The organism is Streptosporangium sp. NPDC023963 (genome assembly GCF_040639135.1).
Lineage (GTDB): Bacteria > Actinomycetota > Actinomycetes > Streptosporangiales > Streptosporangiaceae > Streptosporangium.
This window is the reverse complement of the sequence record NZ_JBEZZK010000004.1, coordinates 610,129-632,939: the sequence shown is the minus strand read 5'-3', so window position 1 is coordinate 632,939 and position 22,811 is coordinate 610,129. Positions and strand designations below refer to the sequence as shown.

Genomic DNA, 22,811 nt, shown 5'->3' with positions numbered 1-22,811 from the left:
GTGTGGGGTACTCTCATCTGGGACTTTCCTGGTCACCTCGGGTGCGCCAGGATGTGAGCAGAGCTACCGCAACTCACCGAAATGTTTCGGACAGTTGCCGGGGCGGGTTTTTCTTGAGGAGAGCAGATGACGGCGCTAGATGGGACCCCCGCGGCCGGCCGGACCCTCCGGTCGTGGCAGGACCCGGCACTTCCCGTGGCCGAGCGGGTCGACGCCCTCCTCGCGGAGATGACCCTGGAGGAGAAGATCGGCCAGCTCGGCAGCCGGTGGCCCGGCAACGCCATGCAGGCCGGCCAGGACGGGGAGCCCGAGGAGAAGTCCGAGGGCACGGCGAACGTCGCCCCGCTGCAGGACGTCTTCGCGGCCTCGGGGCAGGTGCCCTTCGAGGAGACGATCCGCCACGGGCTCGGTCACCTGACGCGGGTTTTCGGCAGCGCTCCGGTGACGGCGGCGGAGGGCGCCGCGGAGGTGGTGCGGCTGCAGTCCGAGGTGGTGCGGCACTCCCGGCTCGGCATCCCGGCGCTGGTCCACGAGGAGTGCCTGACCGGTTTCACCACCTACGGCGCGACCGTCTACCCGGCGGCCATCGCCTGGGGCGCGACGTTCGACCCGGACCTGGTGGAGCGGATGGCCGCCGCCATCGGGCGGGACATGCGCGCCGTGGGCGTCCACCAGGGCCTGTCGCCGGTGCTGGACGTGGTGCGCGACTACCGCTGGGGCCGGGTCGAGGAGACCATGGGCGAGGATCCGTACCTCGTCGCGATGCTCGGCGCCGCCTACGTGCGCGGCCTGGAGGGCGCCGGGGTCATCGCCACGCTCAAGCACTTCGCCGGCTACTCCGCCTCCCGGGCGGCCCGCAACCACGGGCCGGTGCCGATGGGCCGGCGCGAGCTGATGGACATGATCCTGCCGCCGTTCGAGACCGCCCTCGTCGAGGGCGGCGCGCGTTCGGTGATGAACTCCTACTCCGACCTGGACGGCGTTCCCGCCGCGGCCGACTCGTGGCTGCTGACCGACCTGCTGCGCGACGAGTGGGGGTTCACCGGGACGGTGGTGTCGGACTACTGGGCGATCCCGTTCCTCACGACGATGCACCAGGTCGCCGCGGACACCGACGAGGCCGGGGCGCAGGCGCTGGCCGCGGGCATCGACGTCGAGCTGCCCGACACGCTCGGCTTCGGCCAGCACCTCGCCGGGCGGGTGCGGCGGGGCGAGCTGCCGGAGTCCCTGATCGACAGGGCCGCCCGGCGCCTGCTCACGCAGAAGGTGGAACTCGGGCTGCTGGACCCGGACTGGACGCCGGAGAGGTCGGTGGCCGGGGCGCGGGCCGTGGACCTGGACTCGCCGGCCAACCGGGCCCTGGCCAGGGAGCTGGCCGAGCGGTCGATCGTGCTGCTCGACGCGGGCACCGCGCTGCCGTTGCTCGGCGAGGGACGTCCCGAGCCGCGCAGGGTGGCCGTGGTCGGCCCCTGCGCCGACGACCCGCGCACGTTCATGGGCTGCTACGCCTTCCCCAACCACGTGCTGCCCCGCCATCCGGGGCTCGGGCTCGGCGTGGCCGCGCCCAGCCTGCTCGACGCGCTGCGGGCCGAGCTGCCCGACGCCGAGCTGGTCCACGAGCGGGGCTGCGACGTGCGGGGCGAGGACCGCTCCGGCTTCGCCGCCGCGCTCCGGGCGGCCCGCGGGGCCGACGTGTGCGTGGCCGTCGTCGGCGACCTGGCGGGGATGTTCGGGCTGGGCACCTCGGGTGAGGGCTGCGACGCCGAGGACCTGCGGCTGCCCGGCGCGCAGGAGGACCTGCTGGCCGAACTGGCCGCCACCGGCACGCCGGTCGTGGTGGTCGTCGTCTCGGGCCGCCCGTACGCGCTGGGCGGCGTGTCCGAGGCCGCCGCCGCGCTCGTCCAGTCGTTCATGCCGGGCCAGGAGGGCGGGGCGGCCATCGCCGGGGTCCTGTCCGGCCGGGTGCAGCCCGGCGGGAAGCTGCCGGTGCAGATCCCGCGCGGCCCCGGCGGGCAGCCGGGCACCTATCTGCAGCCGCCGCTGGGCGCCGACAGCCACGGCATCAGCAACCTCGACCCGACCCCGCTGTTCCCGTTCGGGCACGGCGCCTCGTACACCACCTTCGCGATCGACTCCTTGAGGATCGGCGACGCCGAGGTGCCCACCGACGGCGAGTTCACCGTGTCGGTGCGCGTGCGCAACACCGGGGGCCGGGCGGGAGAGGAGGTCGTCCAGCTCTACCTGCACGACGTGCTCGCCCAGGTGACCCGGCCGGTGCGGCAGCTCACCGGGTTCGCCCGGGTCAGGCTGGAGCCCGGCGCGAGCGCCGTGGCGACCTTCACCGTGCCCGCCGACCGGACCGCGTTCACCGGGCGTGACCTGCGACGCGTCGTCGAACCGGGGGATCTTGAGGTGTTCGTCGGCGCATCGGCGTCCGACCTGCCCTGCCGGGGCCGCGTACGATTGACCGGCCCGCTGCGTCACGTCGGCGTGGGCCGGCGGCTGGTCACCCGCGTGGGCGTGGAACCGGTGCCGGGCTCTTCCGCCACACAGCAGGGAGGAACAGATGCCGGCCAGTCCTAGACGGGCCACGCTGGCCACGGTCGCGGCCTCGGCGGGCGTGTCGATCGCGACCGTGTCGAAGGTGCTCAACGGCCGGGACGACGTCTCCCCGGGGACCCGTTCCCTCGTGGAGTCGTTGCTGGAGCAGCACGACTACGTCGCGCCGCCGCAGCGCCGCCGGGGTGACACAGCCGTGCCGGCCACGATCGAGGTGGAGCTCGACGCCGACCTCAACCCGTACTCGACCGAGATCGTCCAGGGCGCGGTGCGGGCCGGGGCCGAGGTCGGCGCGGCGATCGTGGTGAGCATCCGGACGACCGCCGACCGCGCCGGGTCCTGGGCCCGCGGCCTGGCCACGGCCGGACGGCGGGCCGTGATCGCGATCACCAGCGATCTGACCGCCGGGCAGCTCGCCGCCCTGTCCCGCGCGGGCCTGCCCCTGGTCGTGATCGACCCGCTGAACCTGCCGCAGACCAGGGGGGTCACCAGCGTCGGCTCGACGAACTTCGCCGGGGGCCTGGCCGCCACGCAGCACCTGCTCGCGCTCGGACACCGGCGCATCGCCTACCTCGGCGGACCGGCCACCGCCGCCTGCGAGCAGGCCCGGCTGCACGGCTACCGCGCCGCCATGGAGGCCGCGGGCGCTCCGGTCCCCCCGGGTCACGTACGGGAGGGGCCCTTCCAGTACCAGGAGGGGGTCGCGGGCGGCGCGGCCCTGTTCGACCTGCCCGAGGCCCCCACGGCCGTCTTCACCGGCTGCGACGACATCGCGCTCGGCGTGCTGGAGGCGGCCAGGGCGCGAGGGCTGCGCGTCCCCGAGGACCTCAGCATCGTCGGCTTCGACGACACCCAGGTCGCCCGGATGGCCTCGCCCCCGCTGACGACCGTGCGCCAGCCGCTGCGGGAGATGGGCGGCGTCGCGGTACGCACGGCCCTGCGCCTGGCGGCGGGCGAACGGGTCGACTCCCATCACGTCGAACTCGCCACCGAGCTGGTGGTACGCGGGTCCACCGCCCCGCCCGGCGGCTCAGCCGGCCACGGCTGAGCCGCCGGCCGCGAGTGCCGGGGACGCGTCCTGCCCGCGCGGGTACGGATAGACCGGCGAGCGGTGCTGGAAGGACAGGACGGCGGGGTTCTGCACGACGCCGTCGCGGATCTCGACGGCCCGCCGGATGGTGTCGTCCGCGTCCCACGCCGCCCGGCCGCCGAGCACCGTCCGCAGGTGCGGCAGCAGGGCCTCGCTGATCTCCCAGGTGGCCGAGTCCCACAGGTACGACGGGCTGTGGTCGACGCCGTAGTAGCGGACGTTGTCGCCCACCTCGAACATCGGGTCCGTGAACGTCGTGGGCCGCGCCCAGCTGAACCCCATCCCCTCGTCACAGGACACGTCGACGACGAGGGTGCCGGGCGCGAAGGCGGCCAGGTCCTCCTCGTCGGCGAACATCAGCGGGGCGCCGGTGTCCTGCAGCACGCAGTTGACGACGATGTCGTGGTCGGCGATGAAGGCCGCCAGCGGTACCCGCCCGCTCTCGGTGAGCGCGTAGCTGCGGTTGGGGTCGCCGGCCTCGTGCTCGAAGCGCACGATGCGCGCCGAATGGATCGGCGAGGCGACCGCGGTGACGTCCCGGAAGGTGAGGAGGTCGATGTCGTTCACGCCGTGCGCGTTGAGCGCCGTCACCGCGCCGCGCCCCGTCGCCCCGAAGCCGATGACGACCGCCCGCAGCCTCCGGCCGTAGACGCCCGTCGTCCCGATGAGCTCCAGGGCGTGCAGGACCGAGGAGTAGCCCGCCAGCTCGTTGTTCTTGTGGAAGACGTGCAGGTTGAACGCGCCCTCGCCGGTCCAGTGGTTCATCGCCTCGAAGGCGATCAGCGTCAGCCGCCGGTCGATCGCGAGCTGCGTGATCCTCTCGTCCTGGACGCAGTGCGGCCAGCCCCAGACGATCTGTCCCTCGCGCATCCCCTCCAGGTCCTCGGCCAGCGGCTTGGGGAGCAGGACGACGTCGCACTCCGCGAGGAGCCGCTCCCGGGGGAGCAGGCCGGCGACGTACGGTGCCAGCTGCCCGTCGGGGACGCCGAAGTGCTCGCCGTAGCCGCGTTCGAGGTAGACGCGCCCCCGGAGATCGGGGGCGATCCGCTCCAGGTGCAGCGGGTGGATCGCCAGCCGGTGCTCGTTCTCCTTGCGTGATCGTGACACGACTCCGAGGCTGAGCTGCTCCATGGGGGCTCCTATGATTGGCTCCCTGTCTAGCACAGGCCCCGCTTCGAACGGGCGCCTCCTAGCACAGGCCCCGCTTCGAACGGGCGCCTCGGGCCTCGCCGGCCCTCGGATCCTGGCGGGCCGCGCACGGTTTCCCGCTCGCCTCAGCTCTCCGAGGGGCTGTGGGCGGGGGACTCGTGAACATGGAGGAACATGTTCAGGTGGGTCCGCACGACCTGCTCGACGGCGAAGGCGAGTTTCCTCATCCTGGGGTCGGAGCTGTTCTCCACCTGCTGCCTCACGAGCATGACCCCGTTGCGGTGGCTGGCGATCTCCATGTCGATCCAGGCCCTGTCGAACTCCGCTCCGCCCAGCGCCATCACCTCTTCGAGCTGCTTGCGCTGCGCCGCGCTGGGCTCGTCGGGGAGCTTGACGCCCATCTCGTCGGCCACCTGCCGGATGAGCCTGTCGAGTCTCATGTGGTCGACGATGAGCTGCTCTCCCAGCTCGCGGACGGCCCGGCCGACCTTCCCGTCCTCGCTCTCGACCTTCCGCCTGACGGCCAGGCCCGCCTCGATCTCGGCCAGGCTGCCCTGGTGCGCCTTGACGAGGAATTCCCAGTCCTGTCGGCTGACAGGCTCGGGGGCGGGGGGGACGGCGGCACCGGCCGTTCCGGCCATCGCGGCCATCGCGGCCACGAGGATGGTGAGCAGGACGAGCATCATTCGAACCATCGGATCCTCCGTCGGTCGATCCACGGGCAGAGCTGGCGCCTCCCTCCCTTTTATCTATTCACATATGGGTAGATGTGCCGCTATAGGTGGTAAACACTGACAAAAGGACACATTTGGTCCCGTTGGGTAAGAGGGCCTGCCGTGCTCCCCCGTACCGCCGGTGGCTCCTCGCCCGGGCGGGGCGTGCCGCCCGTGGCCCCTCAGCTGAGGACGGCGTCCAGCAGGAGGGAGCCCGCGCCGAGGAGGGCGGCGTCGGGGCCGCCCCGGGTGACGGCGATCTCCAGGTCGCGGGTGGCCAGGGGCAGGCAGCGCTCGTAGACGGCGGCGCGGATGGAGGAGATCAGCGGTTCGGCGGTGGAGAGGCTGCCGCCGACGACGATGGCGTCGGGGTTGAGGAAGTTGACCAGGACGGTGAGCACCTCGCCGATGAGGCGGCCCGCGTTCCTGACCAGGGCGGTGGCCTCGGGCACGCCGTCCTCGACCAGGGCGACGACGTCGGCGGGGCGCCGCGTCGCGATGCCGAGCCCGGACAGGGCGTCCATGAGCGCGGCGCCGCTCGCGTAGGCCTCCAGGCAGTCGGGATGGCCGCACGAGCACATGGTGGAGGAGTCGGTCCTGACCCGGACGTGGCTGATGTCGCCGGCCGCGCCCCTGCCCCGGTGCAGGCGGCCGTCGACGATCACGCCGCACCCTATGCCGCTGCCGGCCTTGAGCACCATGAGGTTGTCGAACCCCGGCCACGAGCGGGCCTCGCCGACGGCCAGGAGGTTGGCGTCGTTCTCGACGAGCACCGGCAGGTCGTAGTGCGCGCCGAGATGCTCGGCGACGGGGAAGTTGTTCCAGCCGGGCATGCGCGAGGGGGAGACCACCCGGCCGCTGCCCGGGTCGACGGGGCCGGGGATGCCGGTGCCGACGCCGCGCAGCGGGACGCCGGCCGGGCCGTGGGCGAGCAGCAGCTCGTCGAACGCGGCGGCCATCCAGTCGAGGGTCGCCTCGGGGCCGAGCGCTATGTCGCAGGCACGCTCCTCGACGACGAGGGGGACGCCGCTGAGGTCGAGCAGGCCGAGGCGGGCGTGGTGCGCCCCCAGGTCGGCCACCGCGAGCAGGCCGGCGGTCGGGCTGACCCGCAGCCGCCGGGGCCGCCGCCCGCCGCTGGAGGTCCCCGAGCCCTCCTCGACGAGGAGCCCGGTGTCGATCAGCTCCTCGACGCGGAGGGAGACGCTCGACGCCGCCAGGCCGGAGACGCGGGCCAGCTGGGCGCGCGACTCGGCGTGACCGGTGGCGACGAGACGCAGAAGGTCACCCTGTGCTCCCCGCACCAGCAGCCGCTCTTTGCCTGACATGAACTAGAGGAATACCACGTCTGTACTTACTACGGCAACGTGTTGACTTGCGTGAGAATCATCCGTTACCTTCCGCTTTATCTTCGATTTCGAAGGAAGATGGCAATGATTCAGGTCAAAGGGTTGAACAAGTGGTTCGGCGACCACCACGTGTTGCGCGACATCGACCTTGAGGTGGCGCGCGGCGAGGTCGTCGTGGTGGTCGGCCCCTCGGGGTCGGGCAAGTCCACGCTGTGCCGCTGTCTCAACCGGCTGGAGACCGCAGGGTCGGGGGACATCCTCGTCGACGGCGTACCCGCCCCGGTGGAGGGCCGCGAGCTGGCCCGGCTCCGGGCCGACGTCGGCATGGTGTTCCAGTCCTTCAACCTGTTCCAGCACAAGACCGTGCTGGAGAACATCGTGCTCGCGCCGATGAAGGTCCGCGGCGACGGCCGCGCCGAGGCCGAGGCGGCGGCGCGAAAGCTGCTGGAGCGCGTCGGCATCGCCGAGCAGGCCGGAAAACTGCCCGCTCAGCTGTCCGGCGGGCAGCAGCAGCGGGCCGCCATCGCCCGCGCGCTGGCCATGCGGCCCAAGGTGATGCTCTTCGACGAGCCCACCTCGGCGCTCGACCCGGAGATGGTCGGCGAGGTGCTGGACGTGATGGTCCGGCTCGCCGCCGACGGCATGACCATGGTCGTCGTCACCCACGAGATGGGCTTCGCCCGAAGGGCCGCCGACCGCGTGGTCTTCATGGACGCGGGCCAGATCGTCGAGACGGGCGAGCCCGGCGCCTTCTTCGAGGCTCCCAAGACAGACAGGGCCAGGGACTTCCTGGCCAAGGTTCTCACTCACTGATCAGATCGATCGAAAAGGATGGTGGGCCCGATGGTGTCCATGAAGCGGCTGGCCGCTGTCGCCGCTGTGTCCATGCTCGGCCTCTCGGCCTGTGCCGGTACGGATTCGGGAAGCCCGGCCGTACCGGGTGAGGCCAAGGGGAACGACCTGATCGCCTCGGCGCCGGTCGCCGCCGCCGCGGACATCCTGCCCGGCTCCACGATGGAGAAGATCAAGCAGCGCGGCGAGCTGATCGTCGGCGGGTCGCTCGACGCGCCGCTGCTGTCGCAGCAGAACCCGACGACCGGCGAGGTCGAGGGGTTCGACGCGGACATGGGCAAGGCGCTCGCCAAGTACATCATCGGCGAGCCCAAGGTGAAGATCGTCAACTCGGCCTCGGAGACCCGCGAGGCGCTGCTCTCCAACGGCACCGTGGACGTCGTCTTCCAGACCTACACGATCACCCCGGAGCGGGCCGAGCAGGTCGCCTTCGCCGGGCCGTACTACTCCTCCGGGCTGAGCCTCGCGGTCAGGAAGGGCACCACGGGCATCGCCAAGCCCGAGGACCTGAACGGCAAGACCGTCATCGCCGGCGCCAACACCCCGGCCGTCTCGGCGATCAAGAAGCTCGCCCCGCAGGCCAAGATCGTGACGTTCGGCAGCGACCCCGAGTGCATGCAGGCCCTCAAGCAGGAACGCGGCGACGCCTACGTCCAGGACGAGACGCTCCTGGTGGCCAACGCGCAGAAGGACCCCTCGGTCCAGGTCGTCGGCAGCCCGTTCACCGAGGACCCTTACGGCATCGGACTCAAGCACGGTGACGACCAGTTCAAGAAGTTCGTCAACGACTGGCTGAAGAAGATCCAGGCCGACGGCCTCTGGCAGAAGACCTGGAAGAACTCCCTCGGCACGGTCGTGCAGGGTGAGGCTCCCGCCCCGCCGCAGATCGGATCGGTGCCGGGGTCCTGATGTCCGCCCTCCTGGACCACCTGCCCGAGTTCTGGCAGGGACTGGTCGTGACCCTCCAGCTGACCGCGGCGTCCTTCGCCGGCGCCGCGGTCGTGGGGCTCGTGATCACCGCCATGCGGGTCAGCCCGGTCGGCGTCCTGCGCGGGATCGGCACGGCCTACGTGGAGACCTTCCAGAACCTGCCGCTGCTGGTGCTGCTGGTGCTCGCCGTCTTCGGCCTGCCCGAGATCGGGCTCAAGGCCGACCTGCTGGTGACGGCCATGATCGTCATCGCGCTCTACGAGGCCGCATACATCGCCGAGGCCCTACGCTCCGGCGTCAACGCGGTCTCCGCCGGGCAGGGCGAGGCGGCCCGCGCGCTCGGGCTGACCTTCGGCCAGTCGCTGCGCCACGTGGTCCTGCCGCAGGCGCTGCGCACGGTGATCCAGCCGGTCGGCAACATCTTCATCGCGCTGACGATGAACACCTCGCTCGCCGCCGCGGTCGGCGTCGTCGACCTGACCGCGGCGGCCAACCGGGTGAACCTCGCGGAGGCGCAGCCCATCCCGATCTTCGTCGGGGCGGGCCTGGCCTACGCGCTGATCGCCGCCTGCGCCGGTTTCGTCACCGGGCGGCTCGAACGACGGCTGGTGGTGGTCCGGTGAGCGATCTTCCTCCCGAAGAACGACGGCTGGCGGTGGTCCGGTGAGCAATCTCCTGTTCGACCAGCCGGGGCCGCGCGCCCGCCGCAGGATAAGGATCGCGACCGCGGTGGGGGCGGTCGCGGTCCTCGCCCTGCTGGCGCTGGCCCTGCGCCAGTTCGCCGCCAACGGCCAGCTCGACGCCAACCGCTGGTCGCCGTACGCGACCTGGCCGATGTGGCGCTACCTGCTGAACGGGCTGTGGGCCACCGCGCTCGCCGCCGTCGTCTCGGCCGCGCTCGCGATGGCGGCCGGGCTCGCCCTCGCCCTCGGGCGGCTGTCGCGGCACAGGTGGGTCCGCGTGCCCGCCGCCGCGTACGTGGAGGTCGTGCGGACCATCCCGGCGCTGCTGCTGGTCTACGTCGTGCTGTTCGCGCTGCCCCGCTACGGGCTCGACCTGCCGCTGTTCTGGAAACTCGTGGTGCCGCTGGCGATCTCGAACGCCGCGGCGTTCGCGGAGATCTTCCGCGCCGGGATCCTGTCCGTGGAACGCGGTCAGGGCGAGGCCGGCCTCGCGGTCGGGCTCACCCAGGGCCAGACCATGCGCCTGATCGTGCTGCCGCAGGCGGCCCGGCGGGTGCTGCCCTCGATCGTGAGCCAGTCGGTCGGCCTGCTGAAGGACACCTCGCTGGGCTTCGTGGTCAGCTACGCCGAACTGCTCTACAGCGGCAAGGTCCTGGCGACCTTCAACGGCCTGCTCATCCAGACCTACATCGTCGTCGCGCTGATCTACCTGGTGGTCAACGCGTCACTGTCCAAACTCGCCCGTACCCTCGACGCCCGCGACACCCCGGGGGCCCGCCGGCTCAGAAGGAGACCCGCCCGTGCCTGAACTCGTCCCGCTCGCCGAAGTGGTGCGCTCCGGATTCGTGGAGAGCGTGCACTTCGGCAGCGCCGTCGCCCTGGCGCCCGACGGCGCCGTGGCCGTCGCCAGGGGAGCGGTCGACGCGCCGGTGCTGCCGCGCTCCTCGGCCAAACCGTTCCAGGCACTGGCCTGCCTGCTGTCCGGGGCGGACCTGCGCGGTCCCGGCCTGGCGATCGCCGCCGGCAGCCACACCGGCGAGGACTTCCACGTACGGCTGGTCGCCGACATCCTCGCCGGGGCCGGGCTCGGCTTCGAGGCCCTCGGCTGCCCCGAGGACTGGCCGGAGGACGAGGCCACCCGGCACACGCTGATCCGGGCGGGCCTGAAGGCCTCGCGCGAACGGATGAACTGCTCGGGCAAGCACGCCGCGATGATCGCCGCGTCCGCCGCCTCGGGCTGGGAGACCGCCTCCTACCTGGACGCCGACCACCCCCTGCAGCGGCGGGTGCGCGCGGTGACCGAGGAACTGTCGGGGGAGAGGGCGGCCCACGTCGCCGTCGACGGGTGCGGCGCCCCGCTGTTCGGGCTGTCGCTGACCGGGCTGGCGCGCGCCGTACGGGCCCTGGTCGTCGCCGAGCCGGGAACCCCGCCGCGCGCCGTCGCCGACGCGATGCGCGAGCACCCCGAGTACGTCGGCGGGACCGGGCACGTGAACACCTCGCTGATGCGGGCACTGCCGGGGGCGGTGGCCAAGGGCGGGGCCGAGGGGGTCCTCGTCGTCGCGCTCGCCACCGGGCACGCGGCGGCCGTCAAGGTCATCGACGGGAGCCCGCGGGCCACGAGCGCGATCGCGCTGGCCGCGCTCAGGGCGGCCGGCGGGGACGTCGCGGGAGCGGCGGCGGACTTCGCGAGCGTTCCGGTACTGGGCGGGGGCCGACCAGTCGGTGAAATCCATGCTTTGGAGGAAAAATGAGTCTTAGCTATGAGATCTGCATTGACAGCACCGCGGGCGCGCTCGCGGCCGAGCAGGCCGGGGCGCACCGCGTCGAGCTGTGCTCGGCGCTCTTCGAGGGGGGCCTGACCCCGACCCTCGGCACCGTCGAGGCGACCCTCGCGGCGGTCTCGACGATCCGGGTCCATGTGATCGTCCGTCCCCGGGGCGGCGACTTCATCTACGACGAGTACGAGGTCGCGGCGATGGAGCGCGACGTGGCCACGATCAGGGACGCGGGCGCGCAGGGCGTGGTGATCGGGGTGCTGACGCCGTCGGGCGAGGTGGACGTCGAGGTGGCCAAGCGCCTCATCGGCGCGGCCGGGGACCTGTCGGTCACCTTCCACCGGGCCTTCGACATGACCGCCGACCCGTTCGCCGCCCTGGACACCCTCGCCTCCCTGGGCGTCGACCGGGTCCTCACCTCCGGCCAGGACGTCACCGCCCTGGAGGGCGCGCCGCTGATCGCCTCCCTGGTCGAGCGGGCGGGCGACGACCTGATCGTCATGCCCGGCGGCGGCATCACGCCCCGCAACGTGCACCGCGTGGTCGAGGCGACCGGAGCCTCCGAGATCCACTTCGCCGCCCTGGTCGACGCGCCCAGCCCCGCCGTGCACCGCAACCCCCACCCGTTCATGGGCGGCGAGCTGCGCCAGCCCGAGTACAGTCGCCTGATCACCTCCCCGCGCCTGGTCTCCGAGGTGATCGCCGCCTCGGGCATTTGAACCCCGGGCAGCCGAACCCCGCCCTGGTGATGTGAGACGCGACCGGATGTGATGAGATTCACCTAGTTCTCGTGACTCGCCGGCTCGTGATCGATTCGAGGGGCGTGTCGCGGCTGTCGTGATCTGCCGGACAGTGGAGGTGGGCGTCATCGGCATCGTCTCGCCCGGATTCTTCGGCCGCCGTCGCGCCGGAAACCCGGACCTGCCGCCGGGGCAGTACCTCACCGAGGACTTCCCCGTCCTCTCGGCCGGGCCCACGCCCCTGGTCTCCACCGACGACTGGAGCCTCGGCGTCACCACCGAGACCGGTGAGGTCGTCCGCTGGAACTGGGCGGAGCTCAACGCCCTGCCCGTGGAGCGGTTCACCGTCGACCTGCACTGCGTCACCAAGTGGTCCAAGCTCGGCACCACCTGGGAGGGCGTGTCGCTGGACACCCTCCTCGACGGCGTGGAGACGTCCGCCGAGTACGCCCTGGCGACCTCCTACGGCGGTTACACCACCAACCTCCCGCTGGAGGACCTTCTCGACGGCCGGGCCTGGATCGCCGTCCGCTACGAGGGCGAGCCCATCACCCCCGAGCACGGCGGGCCCGCCCGGCTGCTCGTGCCCCACCTCTACCTCTGGAAGAGCGCCAAGTGGGTGCGCGGCCTCCGGCTCCTCGACGAGGACCAGCCGGGCTTCTGGGAGGGCGTCGGCTACCACAACTACGGGGACCCATGGCGCGAGCAACGGTACTGGGGCGACTGACCTGGAGGGTCGCCACGGTCACCGCCGTGCGCGACGAGACCCCCGGAGCACGCACGATCACCCTCGACGTCCCCGGCTGGCCCGGCCACCTCGCCGGCCAGCACGTCGACGTACGGCTCACCGCCCCCGACGGCTACTCCACCCAGCGCTCGTACTCCATCGCCTCGGCGGCCGACGGGGACCGCGTGGAGCTCACCGTCGAGCTGCTGCCCGATGGCGAGGTCTCTCCGTACCTCGCGCGGGTCCTCTCGCCGGGAGACCCGCTGGAGGTACGCGGCCCGATCGGCGGCTGGTTCGTCTGGCGGCCCGAGACGCCCGAGCCGGTGCAACTGGTCGCGGGCGGCTCGGGGGTCGTCCCGCTCATGGCGATGATCCGCGCCCGCGCCTCGGCCGGGGTCGGCACGCCGTTCCGGCTCCTGTACTCGGCGCGCGGGCCGCACTCCGCCCTCTACCGCGCCGAGCTGGACCGCCAGAGCGCCGACGGCTCCGGTCTGGACGTCACCTACGCCTACACGCGCGAGGTGCCCGACGGCTGGGGGCGCCCGCCCGCGCGGGTCGACGCCGCCCTGCTCGCCGAGGCCGCCTGGCCCGCCGAGCGGGAACCGGCCGTCTTCGTGTGCGGGCCCACCGGCTTCGTCGAGACCGCCGCGGGCCTGCTCGTCTCCGCCGGGCACGACCCCCGTCTGATCCGCACGGAACGCTTCGGCCCCAGTGGAGGACAACGATGAGCCAGGACCACCTCGACGGGAACGCGGCGGGCGGAGCCCTGCGCGACGTGTTCGCCGTCGACCTGACCGCCGCCACCGGCCGGTGCTCCGGCTGCGCGCGGGCCCTCGCGCTGGCCGAGGCGCTCCTCTACACCCAAGCCCCGGGCCTGGTGGCCCGCTGCCCCGGGTGCGAGGAGGTCGTCTTCCGGCTCGTACGGGGGCCGGGACGGGCGTGGCTGGACATGCGCGGCATGACCTGCGTCCAGTTCGAACTGCCCGCCGGCTCCTGACCCCCGGCCGCCTTTCCCGGTTCCGGGACCGCTGGTCCCCGGACCGGTTCCGGGACAGTTGGGCCCCGGACCGGTTCCGGGACAGTTGGGCCCCGGAACCGTCAGGCGACGGGATCGTCGGGCGCCGGGATTCCTCAGTGCCGGGGTGCGGGCCCTTCCCGCCCGGCCCGAGAGGTCAGTGCTTGACGACCCGGGGACGGTACGGCTCGGCGAGGAAGGCGAGCTCCTTCTCGGTGAGGGACAGGTCCACCGCGGCGACCGCGTCGTCCACGTGCACGTCCTTGGTCGCGCCCACGATCGGGGCCGACAGGCCGGGCTGGTGGAGCAGCCACGACAGCGCCACCCGCGCGGGGGCGACCTCGCGTTCCCTGGCCACCTGGGCGACCCGGTCGAGGATCAGGCGGTCGTTGTCGGCGTCGTCGTAGAGGGAGTCGATGCGGGGGTCACTGCCCGCCCGGGTGGTCTTCTCCTCGGATCCGGCGCGGGCCAGCAGGCCGCGTGCCAGCGGGCTCCACGGGATCAGCCCGACGCCCTGGTCGAGGCAGAGCGGGTTCATCTCCCGCTCTTCTTCTCGGTAAAGAAGATTGTAATGATTCTGCATCGACACGAACTTTGTCCAGCCGTGCCTCTCCGCGGTGTGCTGGGCCTTGGCGAACTGCCAGGCGTACATGCTGGAGGCGCCGATGTAGCGGGCCTTGCCCGCGCGGACCACGTCGTGCAGGGCCTCCATGGTCTCCTCGATCGGCGTGTCGGGGTCCCAGCGGTGGATCTGGTAGAGGTCCACGTGGTCGGTGCCCAGGCGGCGCAGCGAGGCGTCGATCGCGGAGTGGATGTGCTTGCGCGACAGGCCGCCGGAATTGACGCCCTTGCCCATCGGCATGAACACCTTGGTGGCCAGCACGTAGTCGTCCCTGCGGGGGAAGATCCTGGCGAGCAGGCGGCCGGTGACCTCCTCGCTGGCGCCGAAGGAGTAGACGTCGGCGGTGTCGAAGAACGTCACCCCCGCGTCGGCGGCCCGGCGCACGATCGGCTCGGAAGCGGCTTCGTCCAGCACCCACTCGCCCCATTTGGCGGGATCGCCGTAACTCATCATGCCAAGGCAGACCCTCGAAACCTTTATCCCGGTGGACCCCAGGCGCACGTACTCCATGTCAAACCTCCGGATCTTCAATGCCCTGGACTCCACCCTACGACCGCTGCCTTCAACCGGTTCGTCCTACCTTGAACCGCTCCGGGTCTGATGGAGTTTCCACTGATCTCGGAGCGGTTCACAATGAACGTCACCGGATGGCGTACGAGCTGGGAAGCCTCGGTCGCCTGGGTGGCGATGAACGCGGCCGGCTTCACCGGGTCGTGTTGCCAGGGGGCACGCACGAAGCGGCGGAGTGTCGCGGACCCCGAAAGTGCCGCGTCTGGCGGTGAAAGCTAGTGTGGATGTACATAAGTGGTGACTTTCCACATTGTCGCGCTTATGCCAGGAGGTGAGGTGGCGGCCCGGAATGTTAGGTCCGAGGGCCACGCCGAGCAGCCGCAGGCGGAGCAGCTCGGCGTTATGGGGACCTCGGACGAAGGGCAGTGGAGCGCGCAGACGCTGACGCTGGCTCTCCAGCAGGCGACGACGGGACTGGGCGGCCTGGGCGCCCTCGTGCACAGGTGCGATTCCGCTACCGGTTGCCTGCGTCTGGCGGCGGCCAGGGGGCTTCTCCCGGAGGCCGCCGAGGCGTGGGCGGATCTTCGTACCGTGCAGGACGTGGCGCCCACACGCGCCGTGCGGCGTGGTGGCTACGTCTGGGTGGGCGGGGACAGCTTGGGGATCGGGGCAACCGGCACGGCGGCATTGCCCCTCCCGGGTGCCGATGGGCCGGTCGGGGTGTTGTCCGTGCTCACGGCAGGGCCCGCCGAGCCGGATGACGAACAGCGGTCCTTTCTCGGTGCGGTAGCGGCATGGGCCGCTGCGCGCCTGGAAGGCTTGCCCGGCACGGAGCCAGGCCTTACCTCGGCGGCCGGGTCCGAGCGGACGGTCCGGATGGGCGAGCTGACCGTGGCGCTCGCCGAGGCCGTCACCACCCGGGACGTCGTGCAGGCCGTCGCGGACCATGTCCTGCCTCCGTTCCGTGCCGACGGGCTCGTGGTCTGGCTGATCGAAGGCGGCCGGCTGGATGTGGTCGGCGCCGCCGGGTACCCACAGGAATTCCTCAATCTTGTCGACCGGCTCCCGCTCACCGAAACCCTCCCGGTGACCGATGTGCTGGGGACCGGTACTCCCCGGTTCATCGGATCGGAAGCGGAGTATTGCCGGCGCTATCCAGCGATGGAGAGCGTGGGGAAGGCGTCACCGAAGAACGCCTGGGCGTTCCTGCCCATGATCGCCTCCGGGCGGTCCATCGGCTCGTGTGTGGTGTCGTTCACCCGGGAGCGTGTCTTCAGCGACGAGGAGCGCACCCTGCTGACGGCGTTGAGCGGTCTGGTCGGCCAGGCGCTGGAACGGGCCCGGCTGTACGACGTGGAACACGCCCGCGCACAGGAACTGCAGCGCGGCTTGCTTCCCCGGGAGCTTCCCCGTCTCCCCGTCGCCTGCGCCGCCGCGCGCTACCTGCCCGCGGGCCGGGGCGAGGAGGTGGGCGGCGACTGGTACGACCTGATCCCGCTGTCCGGTGACCGGGTCGCCATGGTGATCGGCGACGTCATGGGACACGGCATCACCGAAGCGGCCACCATGGGTCGCCTGCGCACCGCTGTACGCACCCTCGCCGACCTCGACCTGCCCCCCGACGAACTGCTCGGCCACCTCAACGATCTGGTCAGCGACCTCGGTGACGACTTCTACGCCACCTGCCTGTACGCCGTCTTCGATCCCACCACCCGGACCTGTACGTTCTGCCTGGCCGGCCATCCCCCACCGGTCATCGTCCATCCCGACGGCACCGTGCTGTGCCCCCACCTGGCCGCCGACCCGCCGCTGGGCGCCGCGGAACCGCCCTTCGAGATCCACGAATTGCACCTGCCTGAGGAGAGCCTGCTGGTGTTCTGCACCGACGGCCTGGTCGAATCCGCCACCCGCGACGTCGACAAGGGCCTGGCCCAGCTCCGCCGGATCGTGACCCAGGCCGTGCCCCGCATTCCGCACCTCTGGTCAGGACGCCAGGGCGACGACGTCGGCTGCCTGGAGGATCTCTGCGACACGGTCGTCTCGGCGCTGCTGCCCGCCCGTGAACAGACCGACGATGACGCCGCCCTGTTCATCGTCCACACCCGCGGTACCGCCGCCGACGATGTCGCCACCTGCAGCCTCCCCGACGATCCCAGAGCAGCCGGACAGGCCCGCAAATATGTCCGCAAACAACTGGCCATCTGGGGACTGGACGATCTGACGATCACCACCGAACTTCTGGTCAGCGAGCTCATCGGCAACGTGATCCGGCACGCAAAGGGCCCCATATGCCTGCGCCTGCTGCGCAGCCGCTCCCTGATCTGCGAGGTCTACGACGGCAGCCTCAGCACCCCGCGCATCCGCCACGCCTCCTACACCGACGAAGGCGGCCGGGGCCTGCAGTTGGTGGCCGCCCTCTCCCGGCGCTGGGGCGCCCGCTACCTCCAAGACGGCAAATGCATCTGGACCGAGCAATCCCTCCCCTGCTGACGACAACGCGATAAGGCCCTTCGGGTGAGATGGACTCTCGGTGACCGGGGGCCGAGGCCGAACGAAGGCAAGCAAGATCAAGAGAACGTGCGAAGCGGCTTCTGGCCTGGCGGCCCATCACTTCTCGCCTTCGGCCTGGCGCTGCTCCTTCATCGCCCTGATGGCATCACTCATCGCGTGTGGCGTCGCGCGGACTTGCTCGCGACCAACACCTATGCGGGCGTGGAAGTCCCGTCGTCGAGGTGAACGACCTTGCGGATCACGTTGAGGGTGTTGTTGATCGCGACGGCGTCGTCCAGCACCTACTCGCCCCATTTGGCGGGATCGCCGTAGCTCATCATGCCAAGGCAGACCCTCGACACCTTCATCCCGGTGGACCCCAGGCGCACGTACTCCATGTCAAACCTTCGGATCTTCAATGCCCCGGACTCCACCCTACGACCGCTGTCTTCAACCGGTTCGTCCCGGTCTCCGCCGGTCCCGGTGGGGACGGGGACGGCTGTTACAGCCGTTCCGGCGGGATCTCCTCGTACTCTTTCCGGAGTGTCTCGAAAACAGGGTGGTCGTCGGCCAGGTTCATCCCGTCGACGGCGCTGATCGCCCGCACGCCCGTCGTCGTGTTCGTGGCGAACGCGGCCTGCATGGCGGGGACGTCGCGGATGTTCACCGGTGCGGTCGTCGTATTGTCGTGGACCTGGTCCAGCAGCCTCATCGTTATTCCCGGGAGCATTTCCGCGTTCGGCCAGACGACTCGCTCCCCGTCGAAGAAGCCGATGTTCCATGTCGCCCCTTCGGATATGAAGGAGGCGTCGTCGACGAAAAGCGCGTCGTCGTATCCCCGCATCTGAACCTGCCGCCGGTGCCACAGCGATCCCATCAATCCGACGTGCTTCACCTCCGGCAGGTCACGCCGATGACCGACCGTTCGCACGCGAATCGGAGAAGGGGGCAACGGCATGGCCGGCCGGGTGGTGACCAGCACGCTCGGTTCCGCGGAGGACACGGGGTGCCCAAGATCGAGATCTGGGTCGAAAACGGTCACCCGGACCACGAACGCCCCTTGTTTCCCCCTGACCGCGTGCCGGACGAACTCGCGAACCCGTTCCCTGTCCAGGCTCACGTCGAACAAGAGCCGGCAGTCGTTCGAGAGGCGGTCCAGGTGGTGGGAGAATCCCCTTGTTCGCTGATCCTGAACACGCATGGACGTGAAATGGCCGTAGTTGAGGAGGGCCAGCGCCTGTAAGGCTTCCGAGGTCACCGGTGTCCCGTTGAGTTCCGCCATGTTTTGATTCTTACACCGGCGGCGATCGCGGGACATCCGCGGCCGGGAAATGTCAGTTCACGATCGTAGGCTTGCCGCTCATGACCGATTCTCGCAGCGTGTCATTCGATCTGCGTGTCTCCTACCGGCAGGCGTACCTCGTCGACGAGACCGATGACGCCATGGGCCCGGAGGACCTACTCGACGACCATCCCACGCATCCTGTCGGGATCATACGGGTGGCGGACGGCTGCGCCTTCCTGCTCACCGGCCTGCACACGGGCACGGTCGGCTTCTCGGTGACGGTGGCCGCCCACGACCCGGGAGCGGACGCCGACGGCTACGAGGACATCGTGGAGATCGGCTTCGAGTCCGAGGCCGGGCGGGTCTCCTTGCACGAGTGGGGGGGAAAGCTCCATGAGCTTCCCGAACTGCCCGCGGGACCGGGGTGGTACCGGTTGCGCTACCACGCCCGGAACATGGACGAGGCCGCGGAGGTGGACACTTCGAGCGAGGTCATCGACCACTACCTGCTGCAGATCTGGCCTGAGAACGAGTCTGTCCCGCGCGTGGTCAAAGCCACAAGCGGGTCGCTCGCCTACTGGCGCCGGCCAAGCTGACACCCAGGAGACCTCCGCCGCCCGAGGACGACCTTCGGTCCTCGTGGGGGTCTGACCCAAGAGGGCCGGGACGGCGGCTCCGCTCGCCAATGGAAAGAGCGAACAGAGCCGCTCCCGAACGGCTTTCTACGTGCGCTCTTTCTCCCTTGGAGGTCTTTACCGCGAACGGCCGTGGCCCCTACCCGAGCTCTCGTATCCCCTTGAGCGCTCCCAGGAACCCCGGCCTTCTGACCTGGGAGTCTTTATGCTCGGCCATCCTCTCGTCCTCTTGCAGGTCCAGCGACCATACCTCTTGCAGCAGATCCGGCCTCTGTACCTCTTGCATTTGGCGGCGCTGTCGATGGCGGCGACTTCGTTTGACATCGTGATTGCCGCTGTTTTCCCAGAGCTTGAAGTGGCCGACGCCGGGGAGGTTTCCGACACCCCGAGAACCAGGCCGGCAATAAGCGCGGGGCCAAGCAGCGCCACGCGTCGCTTGCCGTGCATAGGCACTCTCCTCTCAGGCCGGGAGTCGCCGCTGCTGATCAACGTGGCAACTCAGGCCGACATGACGACGATATCGCATGAATTGTCATGAATAAATATCATTTGTACCTATTGTCTATTTTGTGGATCATCGAGACGCCGCAAGATAGGTTTCCCTGGTTTGCCTTTGTTGTTTTCGGGAAACCGCACGATTTTTGCTTGGCGGCTGGATGCCCTTCTTGCTAAGCGCTGCGCACCGTGTGCTTACCGGCCTTCGCCAGCCAAGATCGCGGGAGCTCGTGCCACCCTCGATCGTGTGGGTCGCAGGCTCGTTCCAGAGCTGGGAGGACGGAGGACGTCGATGGCCGGTTACGAGAACCCCCTGGACGCCGAGTACACCTGGGAGGATTTCTGGCATGGGCTCTCACCGTCGTGGCGGCGGGTGCTGTGCGGCTCCGACGCCCTCACGCCCCCGCCCGCGGATCCGATCCTGCGACGCCACCGCCTCACCACCGACTTCGAGTGGATGTGGTACTTCGATCCCATCAGGGCGCTGCCGGCGGTGACGGAGGCGCTGCTGTGGGACGTCAACGGCATGGACCTGGGGCCGTTGACGGGCCGGCCATGGCGGTTGCTCCAGCTGGCGGGCCCCGCCGGCGTGGACGTGGCGCAGCTGAGCGGCACCCCCGTTCGCCGGCTGATCCTGTCGAACGTGGACGTGGAGGACCTGTCCGGCCTGCGGGGCGTCGTGGGCCTGGAATCCCTCGCTCTGGCGCACGGTGACTTCGGGGTGTTGCCGCCCCTTGCCCATCTCGCCGAGCTCGTCGTGTACGCGGACGTCGACGTCGACATCGCCGTCCGGCGGAATCCCGGCCTGCGGGTCACCCGCCTCGACGAGCCGTACTTCCCTCCCTTCGGCCCCGGCGACGTGTGAACGCCGAACCGGCCCGAGGGCCGGATCTGCCGCGCCCCGCCCGTAGGAAGATCGTGACGGCCGGGAGGTGAGCGTGCACTTTTACCTGTGAAATAGGTCTAAAAACCTCAAAAGACCCCATTCGGTATGACTAGTGGTGGGTGCAGGCCCGACAATCCCAGGTATGAGTTCATCGCGACATGACCATCCCCTGCCTCCGGCGCGCGTCCAGGAGGTCTCCGACGGGATCTACACCTACCTGCAGCCCGACGGAAGCTGGTGGATCAACAACACGGGCTTCCTCGTCGGCCGCCGCGGAGTGATCAGCGTGGACTCCTGCTCCACCGAACGCCGCACGCTCGCCTACCGCGAGGCCATCAGGTCGGTCACCGACCGGCCGATCACGACGCTGGTCAACACCCACCACCACGGTGACCACACCTTCGGCAACTCCGCCTTCCCCGAGGCGACGATCGTCGGGCACGAGCGGACCAGGGAGATGATCATCGCCGAGGGGATCCCCGACTACCTGAAGCTGGCCTGGACCGAGGTCGACTGGGGCAACCTGGAGGCCCGTCCGCCGTTCCTCACCTACACCGACGGGGTGACCGTCTACTCCGACGAGCTGCGCTGCGAGGTACGGCACATCGGCGTCCCGGCCCACACGACCAACGACTCGATCGTGTGGATCCCCGAGCGGTCGCTGCTGTTCTCCGGTGACCTGGTGTTCAACGGCGGCACGCCGTTCGTGATGATGGGTTCGGTGACCGGGGCCATCGCGGCGCTCGACGAGCTCAGGGCGCTGGGCGCGGAGACGATCGTCCCGGGACACGGCGAGGTGTGCGGCCCGGAGATCATCGACCACGTGCAGGGCTATCTGCGGTTCGTGCTCGCCACCGCCGAACGCGGCAGGCAGGCCGGGCTGTCCCCGCTGGAGACCGCGCGCGAGACCGACCTCGGGGAGTACGCGGGACTGCTCGACCCCGAGCGCATCGTCGGCAACCTGCACCGGGCCTACGCCGAGCTGGAGGGGCTGGCCCCAGGTGAGCCGATCGACCTGGTCACCGCGATGCTGGAGATGATCGACTACAACGGGGGCAAGCCCCTGACCTGCCTGGCCTGACCCTGTCCGTCCCGGCCGGCGTTCGTCCCAGCCGGTGTTCGTCCCGATCGGTGCCGGGACCCGGAGCCACGGGTCCCGGCGCCCCGGTCTCACCGGGTCTCGTACGCCGACGTCAGGACAGGTGGCGCGACCACCACTCCAGGACGGCCTCGAAGCGCTGCAGGCGGTGCCTCGGACGGCCGCCGCGCGTGAGCTCGTGTCCCCCGGCGGGGAAGAGCAGGAGCTCGGCGGGGACGCCGTTGCGGCGCAGCGCGACGAACATCCGCTGTGCCTGCTCGACCGGGCAGCGGATGTCGTCCTCGGAGTGGACCACCGCGAACGGCAGGGTGATCCGGCCGGCCTGGTAGAGCGGGCTCATCGCCCGCTGGGCCTCCGGGTCGGGGCCGCAGTAGGCCTCGGCGAAGTACCAGCCGATGTCGGAGGAGCCGGTGAAGGAGTCCCAGGCGTTGACCGCGCGCTCGCTCCAGGCGGCCCTGAACCGGTCCCCGTGGCGGGCGGCCAGCCAGCTCGTCATGAAGCCGCCGTAGGAGCCGCCCATCACGCCCACCCGCCCGGCGTCGCACGCGGGATCGGCCAGCGCCGCGTCCAGCAGTGCGAGCACGTCGTCGGCGTCCACGCCGCCCAGCGCGCCGACCACCGACCGGCCGTGCGCCTGGCCGTACCCGCAGGAGCCGCGCGGGTTGGGCAGGACCACCGCGTACCCGGCTCCCGTGTAGACCTGGGTCTCGTCCAGGAACGCCCACCCGTGGTGGTGGAACGGGCCGCCGTGCACGTTCAGCAGGACCGGGTGCGGCCCGTCGCCCTCGGGCAGGGCCAGCCAGCCGTGGACCGGGTAGCCGTCGGCGGAGACGGCGGTGATCTCGCGCAGCGGCCTGATCCCGGGGAGAGGACCCGAGAAGCCGGTCAGCGTCCCGTCGGGGGTGACCACCTCGCCGGGACTCGCGGGCGTGGACAGCACCGCGACGATCCGCTCCCCGCAGGTGGTGAACGCCTTGACGCGCGCCCGCTCACCCAGGACGAGGACGAGCTTCTCCAGCGGCGCGCCGACGGCGCCGGAGGGGACCAGGCGCAGCTCGACCGCGCCGCGCACCCGCACCGCGACCAGGACGCCGTCCTCCCGGGGTACGGGGGGCAGTGGCTCGCACGCGATTGTTGTTTAATCATATAGGTGCTACCTGCCACGATGTGGCGCGTTCGATGCGAGTGATTGACCATGGAGCTGTCG

Annotated in this window: 22 protein-coding genes; 16 read left to right on the top strand and 6 right to left on the bottom strand. The window is 70.6% G+C overall.

The features are described from left to right. Positions 1 to 126: 126 nt before the first annotated feature. A complete protein-coding gene (locus AB0F88_RS17525) occupies positions 127 to 2,583 on the top strand; it encodes a glycoside hydrolase family 3 N-terminal domain-containing protein (protein ID WP_362684261.1) in 2,457 nt (818 codons plus the stop codon). After that, positions 2,567 to 3,607, top strand: coding sequence for a LacI family DNA-binding transcriptional regulator (locus tag AB0F88_RS17520; RefSeq protein WP_362684258.1), 1,041 nt, complete (start codon positions 2,567 to 2,569; stop codon positions 3,605 to 3,607). Before AB0F88_RS17525 ends, AB0F88_RS17520 begins: the two co-directional genes overlap by 17 nt. Here AB0F88_RS17520 and AB0F88_RS17515 read toward each other — a convergent pair. The 3 genes from AB0F88_RS17515 to AB0F88_RS17505 all read right to left on the bottom strand — a co-directional run bounded on the left by AB0F88_RS17515 (position 3,590) and on the right by AB0F88_RS17505 (position 6,836). After that, positions 3,590 to 4,780 (bottom strand): N(5)-(carboxyethyl)ornithine synthase, encoded by a 1,191-nt coding sequence (locus tag AB0F88_RS17515; protein ID WP_362684255.1) that lies wholly within the window; start codon positions 4,778 to 4,780, stop codon positions 3,590 to 3,592. The genes AB0F88_RS17520 and AB0F88_RS17515 overlap by 18 nt on opposite strands. Before the next feature lie 143 nt (positions 4,781 to 4,923). After that, positions 4,924 to 5,493 (bottom strand): DUF4142 domain-containing protein, encoded by a 570-nt coding sequence (locus AB0F88_RS17510; protein ID WP_362684252.1) that lies wholly within the window; start codon positions 5,491 to 5,493, stop codon positions 4,924 to 4,926. Between the two features lie 200 nt (positions 5,494 to 5,693). Continuing rightward, a complete protein-coding gene (locus tag AB0F88_RS17505) occupies positions 5,694 to 6,836 on the bottom strand; it encodes an ROK family protein (protein WP_362684249.1) in 1,143 nt (380 codons plus the stop codon). Positions 6,837 to 6,941: 105 nt separating this feature from the next. Between AB0F88_RS17505 and AB0F88_RS17500 the strand changes: the two genes are divergently transcribed. From AB0F88_RS17500 to AB0F88_RS17460, 9 genes are all read left to right on the top strand, one after another. Continuing rightward, on the top strand, positions 6,942 to 7,670 hold the full coding sequence (locus AB0F88_RS17500; protein ID WP_362684246.1) for an amino acid ABC transporter ATP-binding protein: 729 nt from the start codon (positions 6,942 to 6,944) through the stop codon (positions 7,668 to 7,670). 30 nt (positions 7,671 to 7,700) lie between these two features. Further along, positions 7,701 to 8,618 (top strand): glutamate ABC transporter substrate-binding protein, encoded by a 918-nt coding sequence (locus tag AB0F88_RS17495; protein ID WP_362684243.1) that lies wholly within the window; start codon positions 7,701 to 7,703, stop codon positions 8,616 to 8,618. Then, a complete protein-coding gene (locus AB0F88_RS17490) occupies positions 8,618 to 9,262 on the top strand; it encodes an amino acid ABC transporter permease (RefSeq protein WP_362684240.1) in 645 nt (214 codons plus the stop codon). Before AB0F88_RS17495 ends, AB0F88_RS17490 begins: the two co-directional genes overlap by 1 nt. Positions 9,263 to 9,302: 40 nt before the next feature. After that, positions 9,303 to 10,130 carry an amino acid ABC transporter permease gene (locus AB0F88_RS17485; protein ID WP_362684237.1) on the top strand — a complete coding sequence of 276 codons (828 nt, stop codon included), beginning with the start codon at positions 9,303 to 9,305 and terminating at the stop codon, positions 10,128 to 10,130. After that, positions 10,123 to 11,076, top strand: a complete 954-nt coding sequence (locus tag AB0F88_RS17480; RefSeq protein ID WP_362684234.1) for an asparaginase — start codon at positions 10,123 to 10,125, stop codon at positions 11,074 to 11,076. The genes AB0F88_RS17485 and AB0F88_RS17480 overlap by 8 nt, the downstream gene beginning before the upstream one ends. Next, positions 11,073 to 11,819 carry a copper homeostasis protein CutC gene (locus AB0F88_RS17475; protein WP_362684231.1) on the top strand — a complete coding sequence of 249 codons (747 nt, stop codon included), beginning with the start codon at positions 11,073 to 11,075 and terminating at the stop codon, positions 11,817 to 11,819. The genes AB0F88_RS17480 and AB0F88_RS17475 overlap by 4 nt, the downstream gene beginning before the upstream one ends. Positions 11,820 to 11,967: 148 nt before the next feature. After that, a complete protein-coding gene (locus AB0F88_RS17470; protein ID WP_344742884.1) occupies positions 11,968 to 12,567 on the top strand; it encodes a sulfite oxidase-like oxidoreductase in 600 nt (199 codons plus the stop codon). Next, a complete protein-coding gene (locus tag AB0F88_RS17465) occupies positions 12,537 to 13,295 on the top strand; it encodes a ferredoxin reductase (RefSeq protein ID WP_362684228.1) in 759 nt (252 codons plus the stop codon). Before AB0F88_RS17470 ends, AB0F88_RS17465 begins: the two co-directional genes overlap by 31 nt. Next, positions 13,292 to 13,564: a DUF6510 family protein gene (locus AB0F88_RS17460; protein WP_362684225.1), complete on the top strand. Its 273-nt coding sequence runs from the start codon at positions 13,292 to 13,294 to the stop codon at positions 13,562 to 13,564. The genes AB0F88_RS17465 and AB0F88_RS17460 overlap by 4 nt, the downstream gene beginning before the upstream one ends. Positions 13,565 to 13,739: 175 nt before the next feature. Here AB0F88_RS17460 and AB0F88_RS17455 read toward each other — a convergent pair whose 3' ends face one another. Continuing rightward, the gene (locus tag AB0F88_RS17455; RefSeq protein ID WP_362684222.1) at positions 13,740 to 14,714 is read right to left on the bottom strand and encodes an aldo/keto reductase; all 975 of its coding nucleotides are present in this window, start codon (positions 14,712 to 14,714) and stop codon (positions 13,740 to 13,742) included. A gap of 336 nt (positions 14,715 to 15,050) precedes the next feature. Between AB0F88_RS17455 and AB0F88_RS17450 the strand changes: the two genes are divergently transcribed. Then, entirely contained in the window at positions 15,051 to 17,204 is a 2,154-nt protein-coding gene (locus AB0F88_RS17450) for a SpoIIE family protein phosphatase (protein ID WP_362684219.1), read from the top strand. A gap of 502 nt (positions 17,205 to 17,706) precedes the next feature. Here the strand turns inward: AB0F88_RS17450 and AB0F88_RS17445 are convergent. After that, entirely contained in the window at positions 17,707 to 18,486 is a 780-nt protein-coding gene (locus AB0F88_RS17445) for an aminotransferase class IV family protein (protein WP_362684216.1), read from the bottom strand. Between the two features lie 98 nt (positions 18,487 to 18,584). On the opposite strand from AB0F88_RS17445, the gene AB0F88_RS17440 reads away from it, so the two are divergent. The 4 genes from AB0F88_RS17440 (at position 18,585) to AB0F88_RS17425 (ending at position 21,586) form a co-directional block, all read left to right on the top strand. Next, on the top strand, positions 18,585 to 19,085 hold the full coding sequence (locus tag AB0F88_RS17440; RefSeq protein ID WP_362684213.1) for a hypothetical protein: 501 nt from the start codon (positions 18,585 to 18,587) through the stop codon (positions 19,083 to 19,085). Positions 19,086 to 19,329: 244 nt separating this feature from the next. Then, positions 19,330 to 19,662: a hypothetical protein gene (locus tag AB0F88_RS17435; protein ID WP_362684210.1), complete on the top strand. Its 333-nt coding sequence runs from the start codon at positions 19,330 to 19,332 to the stop codon at positions 19,660 to 19,662. A 249-nt stretch (positions 19,663 to 19,911) separates the two neighbouring features. After that, positions 19,912 to 20,484, top strand: coding sequence for a hypothetical protein (locus tag AB0F88_RS17430; protein WP_362684207.1), 573 nt, complete (start codon positions 19,912 to 19,914; stop codon positions 20,482 to 20,484). A 163-nt stretch (positions 20,485 to 20,647) separates the two neighbouring features. Next, positions 20,648 to 21,586 carry an MBL fold metallo-hydrolase gene (locus tag AB0F88_RS17425; RefSeq protein ID WP_362684204.1) on the top strand — a complete coding sequence of 313 codons (939 nt, stop codon included), beginning with the start codon at positions 20,648 to 20,650 and terminating at the stop codon, positions 21,584 to 21,586. Positions 21,587 to 21,698: 112 nt separating this feature from the next. Here the strand turns inward: AB0F88_RS17425 and AB0F88_RS17420 are convergent, their stop codons facing one another. Then, positions 21,699 to 22,682: an alpha/beta fold hydrolase gene (locus AB0F88_RS17420; protein ID WP_362684201.1), complete on the bottom strand. Its 984-nt coding sequence runs from the start codon at positions 22,680 to 22,682 to the stop codon at positions 21,699 to 21,701. Positions 22,683 to 22,811 lie beyond the last annotated feature (129 nt).